This window comes from Nonomuraea sp. NBC_00507, assembly GCF_036013525.1.
In the GTDB taxonomy this organism is placed as follows: Bacteria; Actinomycetota; Actinomycetes; order Streptosporangiales; family Streptosporangiaceae; genus Nonomuraea.
Window position 1 is genome coordinate 11,204,846 of the sequence record NZ_CP107853.1, and the last position, 19,806, is coordinate 11,224,651.

General features: G+C 67.7%; 18 protein-coding genes and 1 pseudogene. 11 read left to right on the forward strand and 8 right to left on the reverse strand.

The window, feature by feature from the left end; translation table 11 throughout:
• Positions 1 to 23: 23 nt before the first annotated feature.
• Positions 24 to 818 (reverse strand): NAD-dependent epimerase/dehydratase family protein, encoded by a 795-nt coding sequence (locus tag OHA25_RS53390; protein ID WP_327584506.1) that lies wholly within the window; start codon positions 816 to 818, stop codon positions 24 to 26.
• A gap of 136 nt (positions 819 to 954) precedes the next feature.
• On the opposite strand from OHA25_RS53390, the gene OHA25_RS53395 reads away from it, so the two are divergent.
• The 5 genes from OHA25_RS53395 (at position 955) to OHA25_RS53415 (ending at position 5,795) form a co-directional block, all read left to right on the forward strand.
• Entirely contained in the window at positions 955 to 2,265 is a 1,311-nt protein-coding gene (locus tag OHA25_RS53395; RefSeq protein ID WP_305923438.1) for a sugar ABC transporter substrate-binding protein, read from the forward strand.
• Entirely contained in the window at positions 2,262 to 3,188 is a 927-nt protein-coding gene (locus tag OHA25_RS53400) for a carbohydrate ABC transporter permease (protein WP_327584507.1), read from the forward strand. The genes OHA25_RS53395 and OHA25_RS53400 overlap by 4 nt, the downstream gene beginning before the upstream one ends.
• The gene (locus tag OHA25_RS53405; protein WP_305923440.1) at positions 3,185 to 4,045 is read left to right on the forward strand and encodes a carbohydrate ABC transporter permease; all 861 of its coding nucleotides are present in this window, start codon (positions 3,185 to 3,187) and stop codon (positions 4,043 to 4,045) included. Before OHA25_RS53400 ends, OHA25_RS53405 begins: the two co-directional genes overlap by 4 nt.
• Positions 4,046 to 4,109: 64 nt before the next feature.
• Positions 4,110 to 4,877: an IclR family transcriptional regulator gene (locus OHA25_RS53410; protein ID WP_327584508.1), complete on the forward strand. Its 768-nt coding sequence runs from the start codon at positions 4,110 to 4,112 to the stop codon at positions 4,875 to 4,877.
• A gap of 12 nt (positions 4,878 to 4,889) precedes the next feature.
• Positions 4,890 to 5,795 (forward strand): 5-dehydro-4-deoxyglucarate dehydratase, encoded by a 906-nt coding sequence (locus OHA25_RS53415; protein WP_327584509.1) that lies wholly within the window; start codon positions 4,890 to 4,892, stop codon positions 5,793 to 5,795.
• 163 nt (positions 5,796 to 5,958) lie between these two features.
• Here OHA25_RS53415 and OHA25_RS53420 read toward each other — a convergent pair whose 3' ends face one another.
• On the reverse strand, positions 5,959 to 7,428 hold the full coding sequence (locus tag OHA25_RS53420) for an aldehyde dehydrogenase (NADP(+)) (RefSeq protein ID WP_327584510.1): 1,470 nt from the start codon (positions 7,426 to 7,428) through the stop codon (positions 5,959 to 5,961).
• A gap of 89 nt (positions 7,429 to 7,517) precedes the next feature.
• On the opposite strand from OHA25_RS53420, the gene OHA25_RS53425 reads away from it, so the two are divergent.
• The 3 genes from OHA25_RS53425 to OHA25_RS53435 all read left to right on the forward strand — a co-directional run bounded on the left by OHA25_RS53425 (position 7,518) and on the right by OHA25_RS53435 (position 11,111).
• Positions 7,518 to 8,789 carry a glucarate dehydratase family protein gene (locus tag OHA25_RS53425; RefSeq protein ID WP_327584511.1) on the forward strand — a complete coding sequence of 424 codons (1,272 nt, stop codon included), beginning with the start codon at positions 7,518 to 7,520 and terminating at the stop codon, positions 8,787 to 8,789.
• Between the two features lie 71 nt (positions 8,790 to 8,860).
• Positions 8,861 to 9,994 (forward strand): hypothetical protein, encoded by a 1,134-nt coding sequence (locus tag OHA25_RS53430; protein ID WP_327584512.1) that lies wholly within the window; start codon positions 8,861 to 8,863, stop codon positions 9,992 to 9,994.
• A 646-nt stretch (positions 9,995 to 10,640) separates the two neighbouring features.
• A complete protein-coding gene (locus OHA25_RS53435) occupies positions 10,641 to 11,111 on the forward strand; it encodes a DUF5946 family protein (RefSeq protein WP_327591177.1) in 471 nt (156 codons plus the stop codon).
• A gap of 122 nt (positions 11,112 to 11,233) precedes the next feature.
• Here OHA25_RS53435 and OHA25_RS53440 read toward each other — a convergent pair whose 3' ends face one another.
• The 3 genes from OHA25_RS53440 to OHA25_RS53450 all read right to left on the reverse strand — a co-directional run bounded on the left by OHA25_RS53440 (position 11,234) and on the right by OHA25_RS53450 (position 13,699).
• Complete coding sequence (locus OHA25_RS53440) at positions 11,234 to 11,731, reverse strand: DUF402 domain-containing protein (RefSeq protein ID WP_327584513.1); 498 nt, start codon at positions 11,729 to 11,731, stop codon at positions 11,234 to 11,236.
• A gap of 82 nt (positions 11,732 to 11,813) precedes the next feature.
• Entirely contained in the window at positions 11,814 to 12,455 is a 642-nt protein-coding gene (locus tag OHA25_RS53445) for a response regulator transcription factor (protein ID WP_327584514.1), read from the reverse strand.
• Positions 12,452 to 13,699 (reverse strand): sensor histidine kinase, encoded by a 1,248-nt coding sequence (locus OHA25_RS53450; RefSeq protein ID WP_327584515.1) that lies wholly within the window; start codon positions 13,697 to 13,699, stop codon positions 12,452 to 12,454. The genes OHA25_RS53445 and OHA25_RS53450 overlap by 4 nt, the downstream gene beginning before the upstream one ends.
• A gap of 112 nt (positions 13,700 to 13,811) precedes the next feature.
• Between OHA25_RS53450 and OHA25_RS53455 the strand changes: the two are divergent.
• The 3 genes and pseudogenes from OHA25_RS53455 to OHA25_RS53465 form a co-directional block, all read left to right on the forward strand.
• Positions 13,812 to 14,459: pseudogene (locus OHA25_RS53455) on the forward strand (ABC transporter ATP-binding protein); the annotation flags it as partial.
• 68 nt (positions 14,460 to 14,527) lie between these two features.
• Positions 14,528 to 15,292: an ABC transporter permease gene (locus tag OHA25_RS53460; RefSeq protein WP_327584517.1), complete on the forward strand. Its 765-nt coding sequence runs from the start codon at positions 14,528 to 14,530 to the stop codon at positions 15,290 to 15,292.
• A 142-nt stretch (positions 15,293 to 15,434) separates the two neighbouring features.
• Entirely contained in the window at positions 15,435 to 16,211 is a 777-nt protein-coding gene (locus tag OHA25_RS53465; protein ID WP_327584518.1) for an ABC transporter permease subunit, read from the forward strand.
• 115 nt (positions 16,212 to 16,326) lie between these two features.
• On the opposite strand, the gene OHA25_RS53470 is transcribed toward OHA25_RS53465, so the two are convergent.
• The 3 genes from OHA25_RS53470 to OHA25_RS53480 all read right to left on the reverse strand — a co-directional run bounded on the left by OHA25_RS53470 (position 16,327) and on the right by OHA25_RS53480 (position 19,543).
• Positions 16,327 to 18,012: a ribonuclease J gene (locus OHA25_RS53470; protein WP_305923002.1), complete on the reverse strand. Its 1,686-nt coding sequence runs from the start codon at positions 18,010 to 18,012 to the stop codon at positions 16,327 to 16,329.
• Between the two features lie 54 nt (positions 18,013 to 18,066).
• Positions 18,067 to 18,984, reverse strand: a complete 918-nt coding sequence (gene dapA / locus OHA25_RS53475; protein WP_327591178.1) for a 4-hydroxy-tetrahydrodipicolinate synthase — start codon at positions 18,982 to 18,984, stop codon at positions 18,067 to 18,069.
• A gap of 112 nt (positions 18,985 to 19,096) precedes the next feature.
• Entirely contained in the window at positions 19,097 to 19,543 is a 447-nt protein-coding gene (locus OHA25_RS53480) for a GNAT family N-acetyltransferase (RefSeq protein ID WP_327584519.1), read from the reverse strand.
• Positions 19,544 to 19,806: the final 263 nt, after the last annotated feature.

Genomic DNA, 19,806 nt, shown 5'->3' on the forward strand with positions numbered 1-19,806 from the left:
ACCGGTTGCTACCGCATCCGCGGTTACCAGGAGCCGCCCAGCTCGTTGAGCGTGAAGACGCCGCCCGCCCGGTCGTGGATCGGCTGCGCCAGATCCGGCTCGCCGTGCTCGGCGATCAGCGCCGGCGCGAACGACTCGGAGTCGTCCCGGGAGACGTACCCGAGGGAGGTGGCCTCCTCCAGCGACCACCACCGCCGCGTGTTGTCCGAAACCCCCCAGACGACGTGATACCCGGGCGCCACCAGCGCGGCCTCCACGAGACGGGTCAGGTCGTCGGGCGAGATCCAGGTCGCCAGCCCACGGGTGTCGAGTGGCCCCTCGTTGCAGGTGCCGAGCCGGACAACGGTGATGTCCATGCCGAACCGGTCATGGTAGAGGCCGGCCAGCGCCTCCATGACGACCTTGCTGACCCCGTAGTAGGTGTCGGGCCGCGGAAAGGCGTAGTCCGGCAGGTCCTCGCCGTCCGCCGGGCGGGTGTGGAAGCCGGCGGCGTGGTGACTGCCCATGAGCACGAGGTGCTGGACGCCCTCCTGACGCGCCGCCTCCAGCAGCACCTGCATGCCGTTGATGTTGGCGTGCACGATGTCGACCCAGGGACGCTCCCGGCTCTGGCCGCCCAGGTGGAGCACCGCGTCCACGCCCTTCATCGCCTCTGCCATGGCGGCGGGGTCGGCGAGGTCGGCCGTCACCCATTCCTCCCCCGGGCCGGTCTCCACCGTCTGGAGGTCGGAGAGCCGCAGGATGCGGCCCTCGCGGGCGAGCCGCGGGCGGAGCAGCGTGCCGACTTTCCCCGCGGCACCGGTCATGAGAATGCGCATGCATCCATGGTGTACACGATTCTGACTGAAATTCACATCCTTGAATATTGACCGTGATGCATACGTGTAGTTACGTTCACACCCACGAGTTCAAAATCCGGACTCATGTCCACGTATGTGAACGGGAGGCGGTCTGATGTCACGTCGCTTGCTCGGGACCGCGATCATCGCGTCCCTGGCCGTAACGCTGACAGGCTGCGGTTCCGGGGGATCATCAGCTACTGACGACACGTTGGAGATCTGGATCAGGCAGGCGCCCGATTCCGACTCCGCCAAGACGGCGAAAAAGCTCGCCGACGCATTCACCCAGGCCAGCGGTGTCAAGACGAAAGTCGTGGCCCTCTTCGACGATTTCGAGACCAAGCTCAACCAGCAGGCCGCCCAGAAGCAGCTTCCTGACATCGTCATCAACGACACCGCCCAGCTCGGCAACATGCAGTCGCAGGGCTGGTTAAGAGAGGTCGACAAGGCCTCGCTGGCCGGCGGCGACAAGCTGTCGGACCGGGCGTGGAGCGCTGCCACCGGCAGCGACGGCAAGGTGTACGCCGCCCCGTTCTCGGCTCAGGCGTTCGCGCTGATCGTCCGCAAGGACTGGCGCGAAAAGCTGAAGATGGAGCCGCCGCAGACGTGGGAGGACCTCGCCAAGCTGGGCACCGCGTTCACCGAGAACGACCCCGACGGCAACGGCCAGAAGGACACCAGCGGCTTCGTCATCCCCGCCGGCACCAAGCGCGGCTACGCCTCCTGGTACGCCTCGTCGCTCATCTACGGCAACGGCGCCGACTTCCTCAAGGCAGCCGGTCCCGGCAAGTACACGGCCACCGCCAACGACCCCAAGTTCGTGGAGGCCGTCCAATACCTGCAGGACCAGTTCTGCAAGTCCAAGACCGTCAACCCCGGCGCGGTCAGCAACGACACGACCGTCACGCACGAGGTGTTCGAGAAGGGCCAGGGCGGCATCTATCTCGTCGGCCCGTACGTGCTGGCCCGTTTCGTCAAGAGCATCGGCACCGACAAGATCGAGGTCCTGCCCGTGCCCAAGGGCCCGTCCGGCGGCCCCGGCACCCTCGGCGAGGGCGAGAACGTCTACATGATGGTCGGCTCGTCCATGGAGGACGCCCAGAAGAAGTTCGCCGAGTACGCGATCTCCCCCGAAGGCCAGAAGATCGGCATGAACAAGGACGCCAACGGCGCCATCGTCCGCCTGCCGGTCAACACCACCGTGGACATGGCCGCCGAGCGCCAGGACCCGCGCTGGAAGGTGTTCCAGGAATCGTACGAGTTCGCCGTGTACGCCCCGCCGGTGCCGAACTGGGCGCCCATCCGCCAGACCTCCGCCGACGCCATCAACACGGTCTGGGCCGACTGCACGGCTGACGTGAAGACGGCGATGGACGGGCTCAACACCAAGCTCACCCAGGAACTGCAGAGCCAGAAAGCGTCATGACGTCGACCCTCACCCGGGCCGGGGCCCGGACAGCGCCCCCGCACCGCCGCACCAAATCGGTGCGGTGGCGGGGGTCGCTGATCGCGTGGCTGTTCCTGGCACCGGCGTTGCTGCTGTTCCTGTACTTCAAGTTCATCCCGATGGCCCTAGGCCTGTGGAAGAGCTTCCACGAGGTCCACTACATCACTGACACGTGGGTGGGCCTGGACAACTACAAGACGATCCTCACCGACGACGCGTTCGGCGCCGCCATCTGGCACAGCATCCTGCTGGCGCTCGGCACCACGATCGGCTCGCTCGTGCTCGGGCTCGGGTTCGCGCTGCTCATCGAGGGTCCGGCCCGGTATCTGTGGTTCGTCAGGACGGCGGCGTTCCTGCCCGTCGTGACCACGATGGCGGCCGTGGCCGAGGTGTGGCGGATCATGTTCCACCCGGCCGACAGCGGCATGCTCAACACGATCATCGGCTGGGTGGGCGTCGATCCGCAGCCGTGGCTGGCCAGCGAGAACTCCTCGCTCTGGTCGATCATGCTGATGAGCATCTGGCGCGGCACCCCGTACGACATGATGATCTTCCTGGCCGGGCTGGTCGGCGTGGACCGCACGCTCTACGAGGCGGCGGCCGTGGACGGCGCCTCCACGTGGCGGCGGCTGCGGCACATCACGCTGCCGGCGCTGCGGCCGGTGTTCTGGATCCTGTTCACGCTGGCCGCCATCCGCGGGCTGCGGGTGTTCGTCGAGGTCTACGTGCTCACGAACGGCGGTCCCAACGGGTCGTCCGAAGTGCTGATGACCTTGATCTACAAGCTCGGGTTCCAGTCGAACGAGCTGGGGGTCGCCTCGGCGGGCGGGATCGTGTTGTTCCTGGCCACGCTGGCGCTCACCGTGGTCGTGCAGTTGTTGCGCAGGAGGCAGGCGGCATGAGGTTCGACAGCGCTCTGGGGTTGGAGTCGCGCAGAGGGCCTGTGGCCATCACCGGAAAGGTCATCCTTTATGGCCTCATGGTGATCGTTTTCACCGGACCTCTGGTGGGGTTGCTGATCAGCGCGTTCAGCAAGACCCTTGACCCGACGTCGTTCACGCTGTGGCCGGAGGAGTTCACGCTGGAGAACTTCGTCCAGGCCAAGGACAAGAACGTCTACCTCTACCTGCTCAACTCGTTCATCGTCGTGGGCTTCGGGCTGCTGCTGCAGATGCTGGTGAGCGTCTTCGCCGCGTACTCGCTGGCCCGCAAGAAGTTCCGTGGCATGACGTTCGTGATGCTGCTCATGCTCGCCACGATGATGCTCCCCGAGGAGATCATCGCGATCCCGCTGTCCCTCGTCCTGGCCGACATGCCGGTGTTCCACACCAACCTCATCGGCACGTACGCCGGAATGATCCTCCCGGTCGGGGCGTGGGGCTTCTCGATCCTGGTCATGACCGAGTTCATGAAGGAGGTGCCGGTCGAGCTGGAGGAGGCCGCGCGCATCGACGGCGCCGGCGAGCTGCGGATCTTCGCCACGATCATCGTGCCGTTGTGCCGCCCCGCGCTCGGCGTGATCGGCGTCTTCGGTTTCACGATGATCTGGGACCAGTATCTGCTGCCGTTGATCGTCGCGCCCCAGTCGGACATGTGGACGTTGCCCATCGCGCTGCGCTCGCTCCGCTCCGACGAGGAGGTCGGGATCGGTGTGCTGCTCGCTGCCTCGCTGCTGGCGCTCCTGCCGTCGATCATCGCGTTCCTGGCGTTCCAGCGGCAGTTCATGCGTGGTCTGACAAGCGGCGCGGTCAAGGGTTAAGCGTCCATGTATCTGGACGCTATCCCATATCCTGGATCTTTGAAGCCGCAGGGCACGAGATGGGATGAGCATGGAGCCCCAGCTGGTCAAGTCCGCCGAGCGGACGGTACGCATCCTGGAAGTCCTGGCCGAGTCGCACGACACGTTGACGCTGTCGGAGCTCCAGCAGCGCACCGGGTTCCCGCGCAGCAGCCTGCACGCCCTCATGCGCACGCTGGTCGAGCTCAACTGGGTCGAGACCGACTCCGGCAGGTCCGCGTTCGGGATCGGGCCGCACGCGCTGCTGACCGGCACCGCATACCTGGACAAGGATCCCGCGCTGCCGTTCGCGCAGGAGATGCTGGAGGACCTGCGGGACGAGATCGGGCGTACGGTGCACTTCGCCCGCAGGGACGGCGCGCACGTACTCTACCTGGCGACCAGGGAGTCGCGCGAGGCCGCGCACGTGATCCCCAGAGTGGGCCGGCGGCTGCCCGCCCACGTCACGGCGCTCGGCCAGGTGCTGCTCGCCCAGCTCACCGACGACGAGGTCGTGGCGCTGCTGCCGCATCCCCTGGTCTCGCTCACCGAGCACACGATCACCGACCTGGCCAAGCTCACCGGCGAGCTGGACCAGGTCCGCACCAGGGGCTGGTCCTACGAGCGCGAGCAGGGCACGCCCGGCGTGGCCTGCGTGGCCGTGGCGGTCGACTACCGCATTCCGGCCACGGACGCGATCAGCTGCTCCATGCCTGCCGGTCTCCCGCCCGCCGACGTCGAGCGGATCACCGAAGCGTTGATCAAACACACCCGCAAGCTGGCTGCCACTCTGCGCAGGGAGGGCATCCGCTAGAAAGGACTGCTGATGCGGCTAGATGGTGTTCTCTTCTTTCCGGTGACCCCCTTCGGGGCCGATGGGGAGCTGGCCGAACCGGTGCTCGCCCGCCACGTCGCCGACGGGGTCGCGGCCGGGGCGGGAGGAGTGTTCACCGCGTGCGGCACCGGTGAGTTCAACGCCCTCGATCTCGGCGAATACAGCCGGGTGGTGGCCACGGCCGTCGCCGCCACCGAGGGGCGCGCCCCCGTCTTCGCCGGGGCCGGCGGCACGTTGCCCGCCGCCAAGGCGATCGCCCGCGCCGCTGCCGCCCAAGGCGCCGACGGGCTGCTGCTGATGCCTCCCTACCTGGTCACCGGCCCCGCCTCCGGCCTGGTCCGGTATGTGCGGGAGGTGGCCGAGACCGTCGAGCTGCCGATCATCGTCTATCAGCGGGGAACCGCACGCTTCACGCCCGAGGCCGTGGCGTCGCTGGCGCAGCTGCCCAACGTCGTGGGCTTCAAGGACGGGCTCGGCGACTTCGACCTGCTGCAGCGCATCATCCTGACCGTGCGGCAGTCCACCGACCAGGAGTTCACCTTCTTCAACGGCCTGCCGACCGCCGAGTTCACCGTGCCCGCGTACCGGGGGATCGGGGTGAGCCTGTATTCGAGCGCGGTGTTCGCGTTCGCGCCCGAGATCGCCCTCGCCTTCTACAAGGCCGTGACCGGCGGGGACGAGGTGCTGGTGCAGCGGTTGCTCACCGGGTTCTACCTGCCGCTGGTGGAGCTGCGGGACACCGTGCCCGGCTATGCGGTCTCGCTGGTGAAGGCAGGGGTGCGGCTGCGCGGGCTGGACGTCGGGGGTGTGCGGGCGCCGCTCATGGATCCGTCGCCTGAGCATGTGGCGGTGCTGGAGCGGCTCATCGCCACCGGACTGGAGATCGCCGGGGCCTGAGCAGGTCGCGACGCTCGAGCGGCTCGCCGCCACCGGACTGGAGATCGCCGGAGCTTGAGCAGGTCGCGGCGCTCGAGCGGCTCATCGCCACCCGGCTGGAGACCGCCGGAGCCTGGCGATGCGCCTGGAGGCGGCATCGACGCCGCCTCCAGGCCTACGCGCTTCACACCTGCAGACGCCCATCCACCCGTCGCGGAATGGAGAGCGGGTTGTCATCCTTCAGCTCGTCCGGCAACAACGCCCCCGGCCAGTCCTGGTATGCGGTCGGCGCCAGCCAGCGGTCGATGGCCGTGGCCCCGACGGAGGTGTGCGTCGTCGTGGCGGCAGGCCAGGGGCCTCCGTGCTGCATCGCCCAGCACACGGCCACACCGGTCGGCCACCCGTTCCAGATGAGCCGCCCGGCCCTCCTCCTGAGCACCTCCACGACCTCACCGGCCTCGTCGGTGTCGGTGCCGTGGACGGTGGCGGTCAGCGAGCCGTCCAACCGCTCGAGCACGGGCCGCAGATCGGAAATTTCCCGATATGTCACCACGATCGACGCAGGCCCGAAGCACTCCTCGCCGATGTGCGGCAGCTTCCCGGCGAAGGTGTCCAGATCCGTGGTGAACACCTTCGGCGTGACGGCCCAGGCGCCCTCGCCCGGCTTGCCCTCGGCCAACAGCTGCAGCTCGCCGAGCCGTTCGACCCCGCCCAGATACCCGTCCCTGATCCGCTCGGCCAGCATGGGCCCGCCGCTGGTCCCCTCGACGGCCTCCACCAGGGCCTTGCGCAGCTCGTCGCCCTCGGGCACGAACATGAGCCCGGGATTCGTGCAGAACTGCCCGACTCCCAGCGTCAGCGACCCGGCGAACCCGGCGGCCACTCCCTCCACCGGCGCCGACGGCAGCACGACCACGGGGTTGACGCTGCCCAGCTCGCCGAAGAACGGGATCGGCACTTCCCGCTCGTCGATCAGCTTCTGGATCGCCTTCCCGCCGGCCACGGACCCGGTGAACCCGGCCGCGACCACCGACGGGTGCTGCACCAGGTCGATGCCCGCCTGCATGCCCTGCACGAGGCCCAGCAGGTCCGGGTACGGGAGCGCGTCCCGCACGATCTTCGCGACCCGCTCGGAGGTGTTGGGATGACCGGGATGCGCCTTGACGACCACCGGGCAGCCCGCGGCCAGCGCGGAGGCGGTGTCGCCGCCGGCCACGGAGAACGCGAACGGGAAGTTGCTGGCCGAGAACACGGCGACGACGCCGGACAGCGGATGCTTCATCCGCCGCACGTCGGGCCGGGGCGGCGTGAGCGACGGGTCGGCGTGGTCGATGATGGCCTCGACGTACGCGCCGTCCCTGAGAACCTGGGCGAAGAGCCTGAACTGCCCGGCGGTGCGCGCGACCTCGCCGCGCAGACGTACCTCGCCGAGCGCGGTCTCCTCGTCGGCGAGCTGCCACAGCTCGTCCACGTGCGCGGCCAGGGCGTCGGCGACCGCCTCGAGCGCGATCGCGCGCTCGGCCGCCGGCGTCGACCGCCAGGCCTGGCCGGCCGCGGCCGCGGCAGAAACGACCATGTCGACCCCGGCGCTGTCGGTCTCTTGCAGGGCGGCGCCCACGGTCTCGCCGGTCCTGGGGTCGTGTCCGTAGATCATCGAATGGCCCTTCGGAGTCTTGACACTTCTTCAGCCCGATTCTTACAGTTTTGGCAACTTGTCCACAAATCTGGCTATTGTTCACATATATGGACGGCGGTCGTATGATCATCAGGGAGATCCGCGTCACACCCGTTGCCTTCCGGGATCCGCCCCTTCTGAACGCCGCCGGGGTCCACGAGCCGTGGGCCCTCCGTACCATTGTCGAGGTCGTCACGGACGAGGGCCTGACCGGCCTCGGTGAGACGTACGGCGATCTCGAGCACCTCGGCAGGGTGCGTGAGTGCGCGCAGGCCCTGATCGGGCTCGACGTGCACGCCGTGAACACGATGTACGCCCGGATCAACGCGCTCGTCGGTGAAGTGGTGACCGATCTGCACGGCCTGACCGGCGTCGCCACCAAGGAGAAGAGCGTCGACCGGGTCTTCGCCGCCTTCGAGGTGGCCTGCCTGGACATTCGCGGCAAGGCGGCCGGTGTGCCGGTCGTCGACCTGCTCGGCGGCCGGGTCAGGGACGCGGTGCCGTACAGCGCGTATCTCTTCTACAAGTGGGCCGGCCACCCGGGCGAGGAGCCGGACAAGTTCGGCGCGGCACTGGACGAGGCGGGCGTTGTCGAGCAGGCCGCGCTCCTGATCAAGGAGTATGGCTTCAAGTCGATCAAGCTCAAGGGCGGCGTCTTCCCGCCCGATCAGGAGATCGCCGCGACCAAGGCCCTGCACGAGGCGTTCCCCGGCGTGCCGCTCCGCCTGGACCCCAACGCCGCCTGGTCGGTCGAGACCTCGATCCGGGTCGGCCGCGAACTCGAAGGCACCCTCCAGTACCTGGAGGACCCGACGCCCGGCATTCCCGGCATGTCCGAGGTCGCCGCCGCCGTCCCCATGCCCCTCGCCACGAACATGTGCGTGGTCACCCCCGAACACCTGCCACCCGCCATCACCTCCCGCGCGATCGGGGTCCTCCTCCTGGACCACCACTACTGGGGCGGACTCGTACGTTCCGCGCATATCGCCACCCTCTGCGACACCTTCGGGCTGTCGCTGTCCATGCACTCCAACTCCCACCTCGGCATCAGCCTGGCCGCCATGACCCACCTGGCCGCCGCCACCCCGAACCTCACCTTCGCCTGCGACACCCACACCCCGTGGCAGGACGGGCAGGACGTGGTCGTGCCGGGCAGCCTCCGCTTCACCGACGGGGCCGTCCCCGTCCCCAGCGGCCCCGGCCTGGGCGTGGAGCTCGACCGGGACGCGCTGGCCCGCATGCACGAGCAGTATCAGAAGTGCGGGATCGTGGCGCGTGACGACACGACGTACATGCAGCGGTTCGAGCCTGGCTTCACGGCGGCGAGGCCGCGGTGGTGACCCCTGTTTCGTCTCACTGAGCCCCGTCCGATGAACGCCACACCCGGCCCGTCCAGCAGGAGACCGCTCCGATGAACATCGCCTACGTCTACCCCTGGGACGTCGTCGGCGACCCTTCCGCCCCCGAGCGCCTGGCCGCGCTGGGCGTGGACGCGGTCGCCCTGGCGGCCGTCTACCACTCCACCCGGGCCGCCACGCCGTACCATCCGTCCCATCGCGTCCTGGACGTGCCCTATCCGGCCTTCTACCTCCCGGTACGCCCGTCCGCCTGGGGCCGCCTCGTCCCGGCCGCCCCCACGTGGACCCCCGCAGACGCCTACCTCCAGGCCAGGGACGCGCTGAAGGCCGTCGGCCTCCCCGTCCACGCCTGGACCGTCCTCACCCACAACTCCCACCTGGGCGCCGCCCATCCCGACCTGGTCGTACGCAACGCCTTCGGCGACCCGTACCCGTACGCACTGTGCCCGGCCCACGAGGACGTCATCGAGTACTGCGAACGTCTCGTCCAGGAGATCCTGACGGTCGGCGAGCCGGACGGCCTGATCCTGGAAGCCTGCGGACCGCTCGGCTTCGGGCACCAGAGCGTGCACGAGAAGACCTCCGGAGCGGACTGGACCTCCGTGGACGCGGACCTGCTGTCCCTGTGCTTCTGCGAGGCATGCGCCCCCCGCTACCCCGAACCCACCCGAACCCAGGTGCGCGCGGCGATAGACCGCACGGGCGACATGTCGGCCCCCCAACCCACCACCGTGGAGGAGGCCCTCGGCCCGGTGGCGGACGAGGTCCTCGCCATCCGCGTAGGCCTGTCCACCTCCCTCAGGGAACGTCTGATCGCCGTATCCCGAAGGACCGCCCCGAACGTCCCCATCACCCTGCACGCCAACCCGGACCCGTGGGCGGCCGGCGCCTTCGCCCCGCTCCCCGCGGGCGAGCCGGGAGCGGACGCGCTGGTGGCCAACTGCTGGGGCGACCCGTCCACGGACGCCACCCGCCTCACCCGCCTTACGGAGCTGTCCCGTGCGGGCCAGCGAGTAGGCGCCTATGTCCTCGCCCTCCCACCCCGCCCCGCCGACGCAGCCGTCCTGACCGACCACCTGAGGACGTACGCCAAGGCAGGCGCGACAGAGTTCCACCTGTACCACGCTGGGCTCGCCTCCCGAGAACGCCTGACCGCCCTCACGGAGGCCCTTCGCCAGATCACTTAGTCGGCGGGGTATGGGGAGAGCGCCCAACGTGAGCCACGGCACGGATCCAGGGCTCAAGCCGGTCCTCCGAGCGGCTTTCCCTCTCGTCAGCGACCCAGCTCTCGTCGTAGATCGTGCAGGTTGCGCCTCAGGGCCTCGATCCTCCCGATCGTGTCAGGTCGAGCCGAGTTGACACGCCCCGTCTGTCCGGCGGCGAAGGCCCGCGACGTCGTCGCCGTCGAGAACCAGCGGCACACGGGGCCGGGTGCGATTTTCTCCCCCGCCCCATGCATACCACCGATCAGGACATCCCCACATGCCCCGCTCCGACCGTCTTGTCCGGGAGAGGAAAACCACCCCTGGTGAGGTAAAAGTTCCACTTGCTCACTGGGGATCACGCGACCACCAAACTGTGACGAAACACACCGCCGACGCCCTAACGACCGATGCGACCCGGTGGCTACGCCTCTAAGAGCGGGATTTGGTGTCGGGGGGTTTGAGTCAGGAGACCCCGGGGCGTGGTCATTATCGGACTGTTGACCCGTGAACGGGAGCGGCCTCCCGGTAGCTGAGGTGTTGTCTCATCCCCAGCAGGTTCTTAATGAAATGCCGTCGACAAGGCTGTCGCCGACCACCTACGTTGCAGGCCATGACAGACAGCCCCAGTATGGGTCAGTGTGACTGCGGTGCGACTGCCGGTCCGCTGGGCGCGTGCGTGGACTACTACCACGCAATCCTGGCTGAAGAGCAGGCCGATCCTCAGATGTACAGGTGGCACGCGCCCGTGGTCTGCGCATATCTCCTGCAGCATCCTTCCAGAGCCCACGAGAAGTACCTCGACAGCCAGTTCCGCCTGCTACAGCTCTACGTGGACAAGGGCATTGACGCGCTGCTCCGCGTGGCGGCTCATCAGGTGGCGCGAAACAACCACAGGGCACGGCCGAGCTACGACATGGCGCCCTTGGCGGAGTATGCGCCGCTCCCGCAGAATGGATCCCCCGGACCCTTCCGCGCCACCTTCTGCGGGTTGCCGTTCAGGGACAGTAGCTTCGTGTCTGATGGGCATCTGGCATATGGCCGCCGCATAGAAATCATCGCTGAAGCGACTGTGGAATCCTGGAGAACCCTCCAGGCCTGATGCTCGACCCGGCATTTCTGCGATCGGAGGCCCGCTCCCGTTCACCGGCACATCACGCAAAGATCACTTACCCAGACCGTCCCGGGACCGCTCACAGCCACCAAACCCTTTGCCAGCTGGCTCTAAGACACCATCGCGAGCCACTCCAGATGAGCGCCCCCGAAGGGCCCTTTCCGCTCCCCGACCGCATCGAGCAACCACCGCGCGCTCCCCTCCGCCTGCGCGATCAACTCAGGCGGATACCCGAGCAACACCTGATGCTCGGCGAACTCGTCCTCATCATCGACAAAGAACCGCCCATCCGGCGTCCGAATGACATCAAGATCGAGATCGAGCATGGTCACCTCACCGTCCCTCCACTCGGGAACGGTGGTGACGTCGACGTAGATCTCCATCCAATGCGGCTGCGAGTAGAACGCCGCCGTCCACCAGGCATCCCGCGGAAACAACATGACCGCGGTCGCCTCCCAAGTGATAGGCGGTGCCTCCCCCTTGCGAGCCAAGGTCCCACTGGGCACAACCACCCATACCCCATGCTCGTCCTCACCAAGAAGCCGACCTGGATGATTCCAGTGCAACGCCCCGCCGTACTTCCGAAACACGATCCGTACGTCACTCACAGAAGGAATTTATCCACCTCGAACATCCCGCAATGCCTCAAATGATCGACGACAGCCGCACCGGGGATCCGCTCCAGTCGCCTCAACCCGCAGCCGAAACCAGCCCGCTCTCATAAGCGGCAATGACGAGTTGCGCCCGATCCCGCGCCTCCAGCTTGGCCAGCAACCGGGTGATATGCGTCTTCACCGTGGCCATGCCGACCTGAAGATGATCGGCGATCTCGTGATTCGACAACCCCCGCGCGATCAGCGTCAACACCTCCCGCTCCCGCTCGGTCACCCCATCCAGTCCCTTAACCCGCGGCACGCCAGGAGTCCGCGCGAACTGCTCGATCAGCCTGCGCGTCACCGTGGGCGCCAGCAACGCCTCCCCACCCGCGACCACCCGAATGGCCGCCAGCAGATCGGCCGGCGGCGTGTCCTTCAGCAAGAACCCACTTGCCCCGGCCCGCAACGCATCGTAGACATACGCATCCAGGTCGAACATGGTCACCACGAGGACCCGGGAGACGTCCTTGATCCGCCGAGTGGCCTCGATCCCATCCATCTCCGGCATGCGCACGTCCATGAGCACCACGTCGGGACGCTGCTCCATCGCCACGGACACGGCCTCCACCCCAGTAGCGGCCTCGCCCACGACAACCAGACCGGGCTCGGAGTCCACGAGCACCCTGAAACTCCCCCGGAGCAACGCCTGATCGTCGGCGATGACCACCCGGATCACGCGGCCTCCCGGTATGGCAGCCGGGCAAAGACCCGGAACCCACGCCCAGGAAGCCTCCCGGCCTCGAACGTCCCGCCGTACACCATGACCCGCTCCCGCATCCCGATCAGCCCATGCCCATCCCCTTCCGCCGCCGGCAACGTACGCCGCCCAGGCCCGTCATCGATCACCTCGATCCGCACATCCCTCCCGTCGGCGACAACGGACACCCGGCAACGAGCAGGCGAGGCATGCTTGACCACATTGGTGAGCGCCTCCTGCACAATCCGATAAACCGCCAGCTCCACCCCCTCAGGCAACCGCGCCCTCCCAGAAACCGCAGACCCCGGCGCCCTGCCACCGTCGCGCCCACGCACTCCTCTTCCATCCCCGGCCGGTCCGCTGCCATCGTCTTCCATCCGAAGCTCGAACTGCACTTCCACCCCCGCAGACCGAGTCCGCTGCACCAAGCCCTCCAGCCCTTCAACTCCCGGCGCGGGCCCCAGCTCGGGCACCTCAGCAGACCTGAGCACACCCAGCAGATGCCGCATTTCGACCAACGCGCTCCTGCTGGCGGTCTCGATCACCCGCAGAGCGTCGTGCGCCTCCTCCGGCCTGGTCGCCATCACGTGGTTGGCCACGCCGGCCTTGACCGCGATCAACCCGACGCTGTGGGTGACGACGTCGTGAAGCTCCCGGGCCATGCGTAACCGCTCCTTCGTCACCGCCTGCGCCGCCAGCCGCTCGGCGTCGCGCGCGGCGAACAGCCTCCGTTCGTGCACAGCCCGTCCGATTGTCCAAGCGCTGCCCAGCGCCGCGATTCCCATGAGCGGCTGATCGAGGTGCACCATCCACTCCGGTGCGTGCTGCCGCGGCGTGCCCGCCACGGCGAGTCCCACGATGGTGAGCAGGCTCAACGTCCCTATGGCGGATACAGGGAACAACGTGCCGGAACGCTTGGTCAGAGCGACCACATAGAGGGCGTACGCAGGTGCGAAATAGGCCAACCCGACGGCGCCGACAAGGCCGGCGAAGATCGCGAGCACCAGCGTGAGGAGGAAGACAGCCAGCGGCCACAGCCTCCGTGCAGCCAGCGGTAACCCCAGCGCGAAGGGGAGGGCGATCCTCATCCAGGGCGGCAGCGCCATCGCGTTGGCCGTCGACGAGAAGAGCACGAAGGCCGTCACCAGCCCCGCCACCAGATCGAGCAGGATCAGCTGGCTGCGGCTCCGGCGCCTGGCGAAGAAGGGGTGGGTCTCGTCCACGTGTTGAACCGTAGCCGCCGGCATGGCCTCCGCACGTCAGCCCACGGTCTGACCTAGAAGTTCGAACCGTGGTCCGACGCGCGGGCGGCCCTCCGCACCGCATCCTGACGACGTGATCGAACTCCAGAATGTCACCAAACGCTACGGCGACTCGCTCGCCGTGGACGACCTGTCGTTCACGGTCGAGCCCGGCCACGTCACCGGCTTCCTCGGCCCCAACGGCGCGGGCAAGTCCACCACGATGCGCCTGATCCTCGGCCTCGACGCCCCGACGTCCGGCCAGGCACTGGTCAACGGTCGCCGCTACACATCGCTCAGCAGACCGATGCACGAGGTCGGCGCGCTGCTGGACGCCGGCGCCGTCCACGGCGGCAGGAGTGCCTACAACCACCTGGCCTGCCTGGCCCGCACCAACGACATCAGCGCCACACGCGTGGCCGAAGTGCTCGAGCAGGTCGGCCTCTCAGGCGTGGCACGCAAGCGCATAGGCGGGTTCTCCCTGGGGATGAAGCAACGGCTCGGCATCGCCGCCGCACTACTCGGCGACCCTGGCGTGCTCATGTTCGACGAGCCCGTCAACGGCCTGGACCCTGACGGAGTGCGCTGGATCCGCGACCTCATACGCTCCCTTGCCGCAGCTGGCCGCGCGATCCTCCTCTCCAGCCACTTGATGAGCGAGATGGCTCTCACCGCCGAGCGCATCGTCATCATCGGCCGAGGCAGGCTGCTCGCCGAGGCCACCGTCGCGGAGCTGACCGCCCGCTACCCGTCCCTGGAAGACGCCTACATGGCTCTCACCGCCAACAGCGTGCAATACGGAGTAAGCCGATGAAGGCGATCCTTTCCTCCGAATGGCTGAAGTTGCGCTCCGTGACCTCCACTTACCAGGCGATGGGCACAGCAGCCCTCACGGTAGCCCTCGGCGTGGCGTGGACGTTCTATGTGAGCGGCCTGGCCGACGAGCGCGGTTCACTACGGGCGGCGGCGCCGGAAGAGGGTTTCCTCCCGCTCGTCCAGATCAGCCTCGCGGTCCTGGGAGTGCTCGCGATCACGAACGAATACGCCACCGGCATGATCCGCACCAGCCTCATCACCGTCCCGAAGCGGGGCACGTTACTCCTCGCCAAGGCCGGCATCGTGGGCCTGGCCACATTCGCGGCCGCGAACGCCATCCTTCTGGTCACCTACTCAGCGAGCCGCCTGATCGCGAACGGCCGCCACCTGGGCTTCAACGACACGCCTTTCGCCGACGACCTGCCCAAACTGCTCGCGTCGGGCTTGTCGGTGACCGCTCTGGCGCTGGTGGGCCTCGGCCTCGGCGCCGCCATCCGCTCGACGGCGGGGGCGATCGTGTCGGTCGTGGCGCTGCTGTTCGTCCTGCCTGGCGTCGTCAACTACCTCCCACCGCCGTGGAACACCCGCGTGGCGACGCTGCTCCTGCCCAACCTCGTGCCCCAGATAGCGGACGAACGCCTGTCCACCCGCCTGGGCGACGGATTCCTGCCTCCCTGGGCAGCACTCGCCGTCCTGGTCGCCTACCCGATCGTCGCTCTCGCCATCGGCTCCTACCTGCTCGCTCGGAGAGACGCTTGATCACGCCCGTCAACGACAACCCCCGCCCCCTTCCCCACCACAAGGCCCACGAGGCACCCCACGCCAATGCAATCGATAGGGCCGCAGCCGACCTACCTGCGGCAGGACGCCGGGCCTTTCCGACCGCTGGAAGGACACGAGCATGAGCGTCTTCACCGCGGAATGGCTGAAGGTCCGCTCGGTCCGCTCAACATACTTGATCATCGGTCTCAGCCTCAGCGCCATCCTCCTAGGCCTCGGACTCGCGGTGATGGCCGCCGGCATGTACGACAGCGCTCCCCCGGACAAACGGCCCAGCGCCCGGATCGCCGATTTGGAAGAGGTCGTGGTGATCGTGCCCCAGTTGTGCACGGGCATCCTCGGCGCCCTCGCCATAACGTCGGAATACGTCACCGGCTTGATCAGGATGAGCCTGACCGTCGTCCCCCGCCGCTGGCCCCTGCTCGCCGCCAAGGCCGCGGTCGTGGGCACGCTGGGCGCCGTAGTCGGCCCAGCGGCGGTGTTCGGAACCTACCTCGTCTCCCGATGGGTGCTCGGCGGCCGTTTCTCAGGCGCCTACGCCACCTCGCTCCTGGACAAGCTTCCGCTGCTGACCGCCACGAGCCTCACCGTGCCCGCATTCGCCCTGCTCGGCCTGGGCCTCGGCGTCATCCTGCGGTCCGCCGCAGGCGCGATTACGGTCATCGTCGGGCTGGTCTACGTCGTACCGATCATCATCGGCAACATCCCGGAGCCGTGGAGCGAGCGCGTCGGATCCATCATGATCGGAGCGCTTCCCCGCCAGATCACCGGCGACGGCAACGCCTCCTCGGTGTACGGCTCGCTCCTGTCGCCGGCTGCTTCCGCCGCGGTGCTGATCGCCTACGCGGCACTCCCCCTGTTGGCCGCCACCTGGCTGCTACGCAGGAGAGATGCCTGAAATGTTGTGCTGGTTCAGGACATCCGAAACCCTGGGCGGCCATTCCATCGGTGGCGAGCCTTCCGTTGGTGCGGCAGACGGAAACGTCTGCCGCACCATCAGGAAGTCAGGAGCCTCAGACCTCGACCACCACGGGGATGATCATCGGCCGTCGACGATAGGTGTCGCTCACCCAACGCCCGACCGTCCGCCGGACCACCCGGCGGATCTCCTGAATGTCGATCACACCGTCCGCGGCCTTCTCCTCGAGGGCCCGCTGGATCTGCGGAATGAACTCCTCGAACTGCATGGGATCGATGCCGGACCCGCGAGCATGGATCTCGGGCCCTGCAGTGAGCTTGCCCGTGTTCGAGTCCACCACGACCACCACCGAGATGAACCCCTCGTCGCCCAGGATCCTGCGATCCTTCAGCGAGGTGTCGGTGATCTCTCCCACGGAGGTGCCGTCCACGTAGACGTACCCCGCGTGCACCGCGCCGACGATCTTCGCCCTGCCGTCGACCAGGTCCACCACGACGCCGTCCTCGGCGATCACGATGTGATCGTCGGGGACACCGGTGAGGGCGGCCAGCTTGGCGTGGGCGCGCAGGTGCCGCCACTCGCCGTGCACGGGCATGAAGTTCGACGGGCGGGTCAGGTTGAGGACGTAGAGGAGCTCGCCCGCGGCCGCGTGACCGGAGACGTGCACCTTGGCGTTGCCCTTGTGGACCACCCGGGCGCCCCACCTGGTCAGCCCGTTGATCACCTTGTTGACCGCGGTCTCGTTCCCCGGGACCAGGGACGAGGCCATCAGCACGGTGTCGCCCTGGGCGATGCGGATCGGATGATCGCGGTTGGCCATCCTGGACAGCGCCGCCATCGGCTCGCCCTGCGAGCCGGTGCAGATCAGCACCACGTCCTGCGGTGGCCATTCCTCGATGTCGCGGGAGTCGACGATCAGCTCCGGCGGCACCTTGAGATAGCCCAGGTCGCGGGCCACGCCCATGTTGCGCACCATGGATCGGCCGACGAGCGCGACCTTGCGGCGGTGCTTGGCGGCAGCGTCCATGACCTGTTGGATGCGGTGGACGTGCGAGGCGAAGCTGGCCACGATGACCCGCTGCTCGGAGGTGCGGATCACCTCGTCGATGACCGGCGCGATCTCCCGCTCGCTGGTGACGAACCCCGGCACCTCGGCGTTGGTGGAGTCGGACATCAGCAGGTCGACACCCTCGGTGCCGAGCCTGGCGAAGCCGCCGAGGTCGGTGAGGCGTCCGTCGCTCGGCAGCTGATCCATGCGGAAGTCGCCGGTGTGCAGGACGATGCCGGCCGGCGTTCTGATGGCCACGGCCAGGGCGTCGGGGATCGAGTGGTTGACCGCGAGGAACTCGCAGTCGAAAGGCCCGAAGGCGTGCCGTTCTCCCTCGACGACCTCGTGTTTGGTCGGCTGGATCCGGTGCTCGGTGAGCTTGGCCTCGATCAGGGCCAGCGTGAGCCTGGATCCGATGAGCGGGATGTCGCGCCGCAAGCGCAGCAGATACGGCACCGCCCCGATGTGGTCCTCGTGGGCGTGCGTCAGCACCACGGCCTCGACGTCGTCGAGCCGATCCCTGATGTATTCGAAGTCGGGCAGGATGAGGTCGACGCCCGGCTGTTCGGGGTCGGGGAACAACACCCCGCAGTCGACGATCAGCAAGCGGCCGTCGTATTCGAAGACCGCCATGTTTCTGCCGATCTCCCCCAATCCGCCGAGCGCGACGATGCGCAGGCCGCCATCGGGCAGCGGTGGCGGAGGGCCAAGCTCAGGATGCGGGTGGCTCATGCTTGGCCCCCATGGTCAAATCGTGTGCTCAAAACTCCCGGTTCCTCCCCGTTCCTATGCGTCTGTCAACTTCACCCCGCCGGCTACCAGGCAAGCACGCAGCTCGGCGATTTGCTTCTCTGTGGCGTCCACGAGCGGCAGCCGTACCGGACCGACCGGTACGCCGACCATGCTCAGCGCCGCCTTTGCCATGATCGCGCCGCCGGCGCGCAGCATGATCCCGTCGACCACCGGGGTCACCTGGCCGTGAATCGCGAGGGCCTGGGCGACGTCGCCGTTCTTGTGCAGGCGAATCATGCGTGCCAGCTCGGCTCCCACCACGTGCCCGACGACGCTGACGAACCCGGCCGCGCCGAGCGAGAGCCAGGCGAGGTTGAGCAGGTCGTCACCGGAGTAGAAGGCGAGATTTGTAGCCGTCATCACCTGACTCCCGGCGAACAGGTCACCCTTGGCGTCCTTCACGGCCACGATACGCTCATGCTGCGCGAGCCTGATCAGGGTCTCGGTCTTGATCGGTACGCCGCTGCGCCCCGGAATGTCGTACAGCATCACGGGAAGCTCGGTCGCGTCGGCGACAGCGGAGAAGTGCCGGTACAACCCCTCCTGCGGGGGCTTGTTGTAATACGGCGTCACCACCAGCAGCCCGTGTGCCCCGGCACGCGCCGCCTGCTTCGCAAGCTCGACGCTGTGGCGGGTGTCGTTGGTGCCCGCACCGGCCACCACGGTCGCGCGATCGCCGACCGCGTCGAGGACGGCGCTGACGATGCGCTGCTTCTCCTCGTCGGAGGTGGTGGGCGACTCACCGGTCGTCCCGTTCACGATCAAACCGTCGTTGTGCTGCTCGTCCACCAGATAAGTGGCAAGGCGGCGCACAGCGACGTAATCGACCTCGCCGTCGGAGGTGAACGGCGTGACCATCGCGGTCAGCATGCGGCCGAAGGGTGCGTCCGTGGTTCCAGTTGGCGATGCCATAGTGCGAACGCTACCTGGATTCGGAAATCCATTGGACGCCGCCACCCCGCTTTGCCTGCCTGGAGCCGCTCTTCGACCGCTTTCGCCGACCTTTTCGCCGGCCGACGGCACCCTAGCCGGGCAGTTCGATCTGATACCTGATGAAGCCCCGGTTCTCGCTCACTCTGTCGTACAGACGGCGGGCCGTGCTGTTCGACTCATGCGTGTTCCAGTACACGCGTGAGCAGCCGCGCTCCCGCGCCCACCCGGTCACGGCTTCGATCAACGCCCGTCCCACACCCCTGCCACGCACGTCCCGCGCGGTGAACAGATCCTGCAGGTAGCAGACGTCGGTGTCGGGTGCCGACGTATTGCCATGAGTGAGGAAATGCGCGATCCCGACAAGCCCCCCATCCAGCCTCGCCCCGAGGGCATGCAGCCGGGTGTCCGCCTGGAACTCCGCCCATGCCCGGTCGTACATCTGGTCCGGCTCGCTCCGCTCGTAGAAGTCGATGTACGCGCGGAACAGGCGCTCCCAAGCATCCCGATCGGATGGAAGGAGTTTGCCGATGGTGATCATTAGGCCTCCGCAGGAAGGGCGTACGGCTGGAACAAGACGCCACAACCTAGGAGAGAACGGCCCTCCGCACTACGGCCACTCTGCGGCGATCCGGGCTGACCACTTGCCCGCCGCACCGCCGGACCAGCCCAAGCTACCGCCGGCCCTCGGGCATCGGCCGGTCAAGGTGCGGTCATTGGAAGAGGTCGCCGATATGTGCTCGGGGGTACACACATCGACGACCTCTACCGGAGAATCGGTGTCCCTTACATCTGCGTTACAGG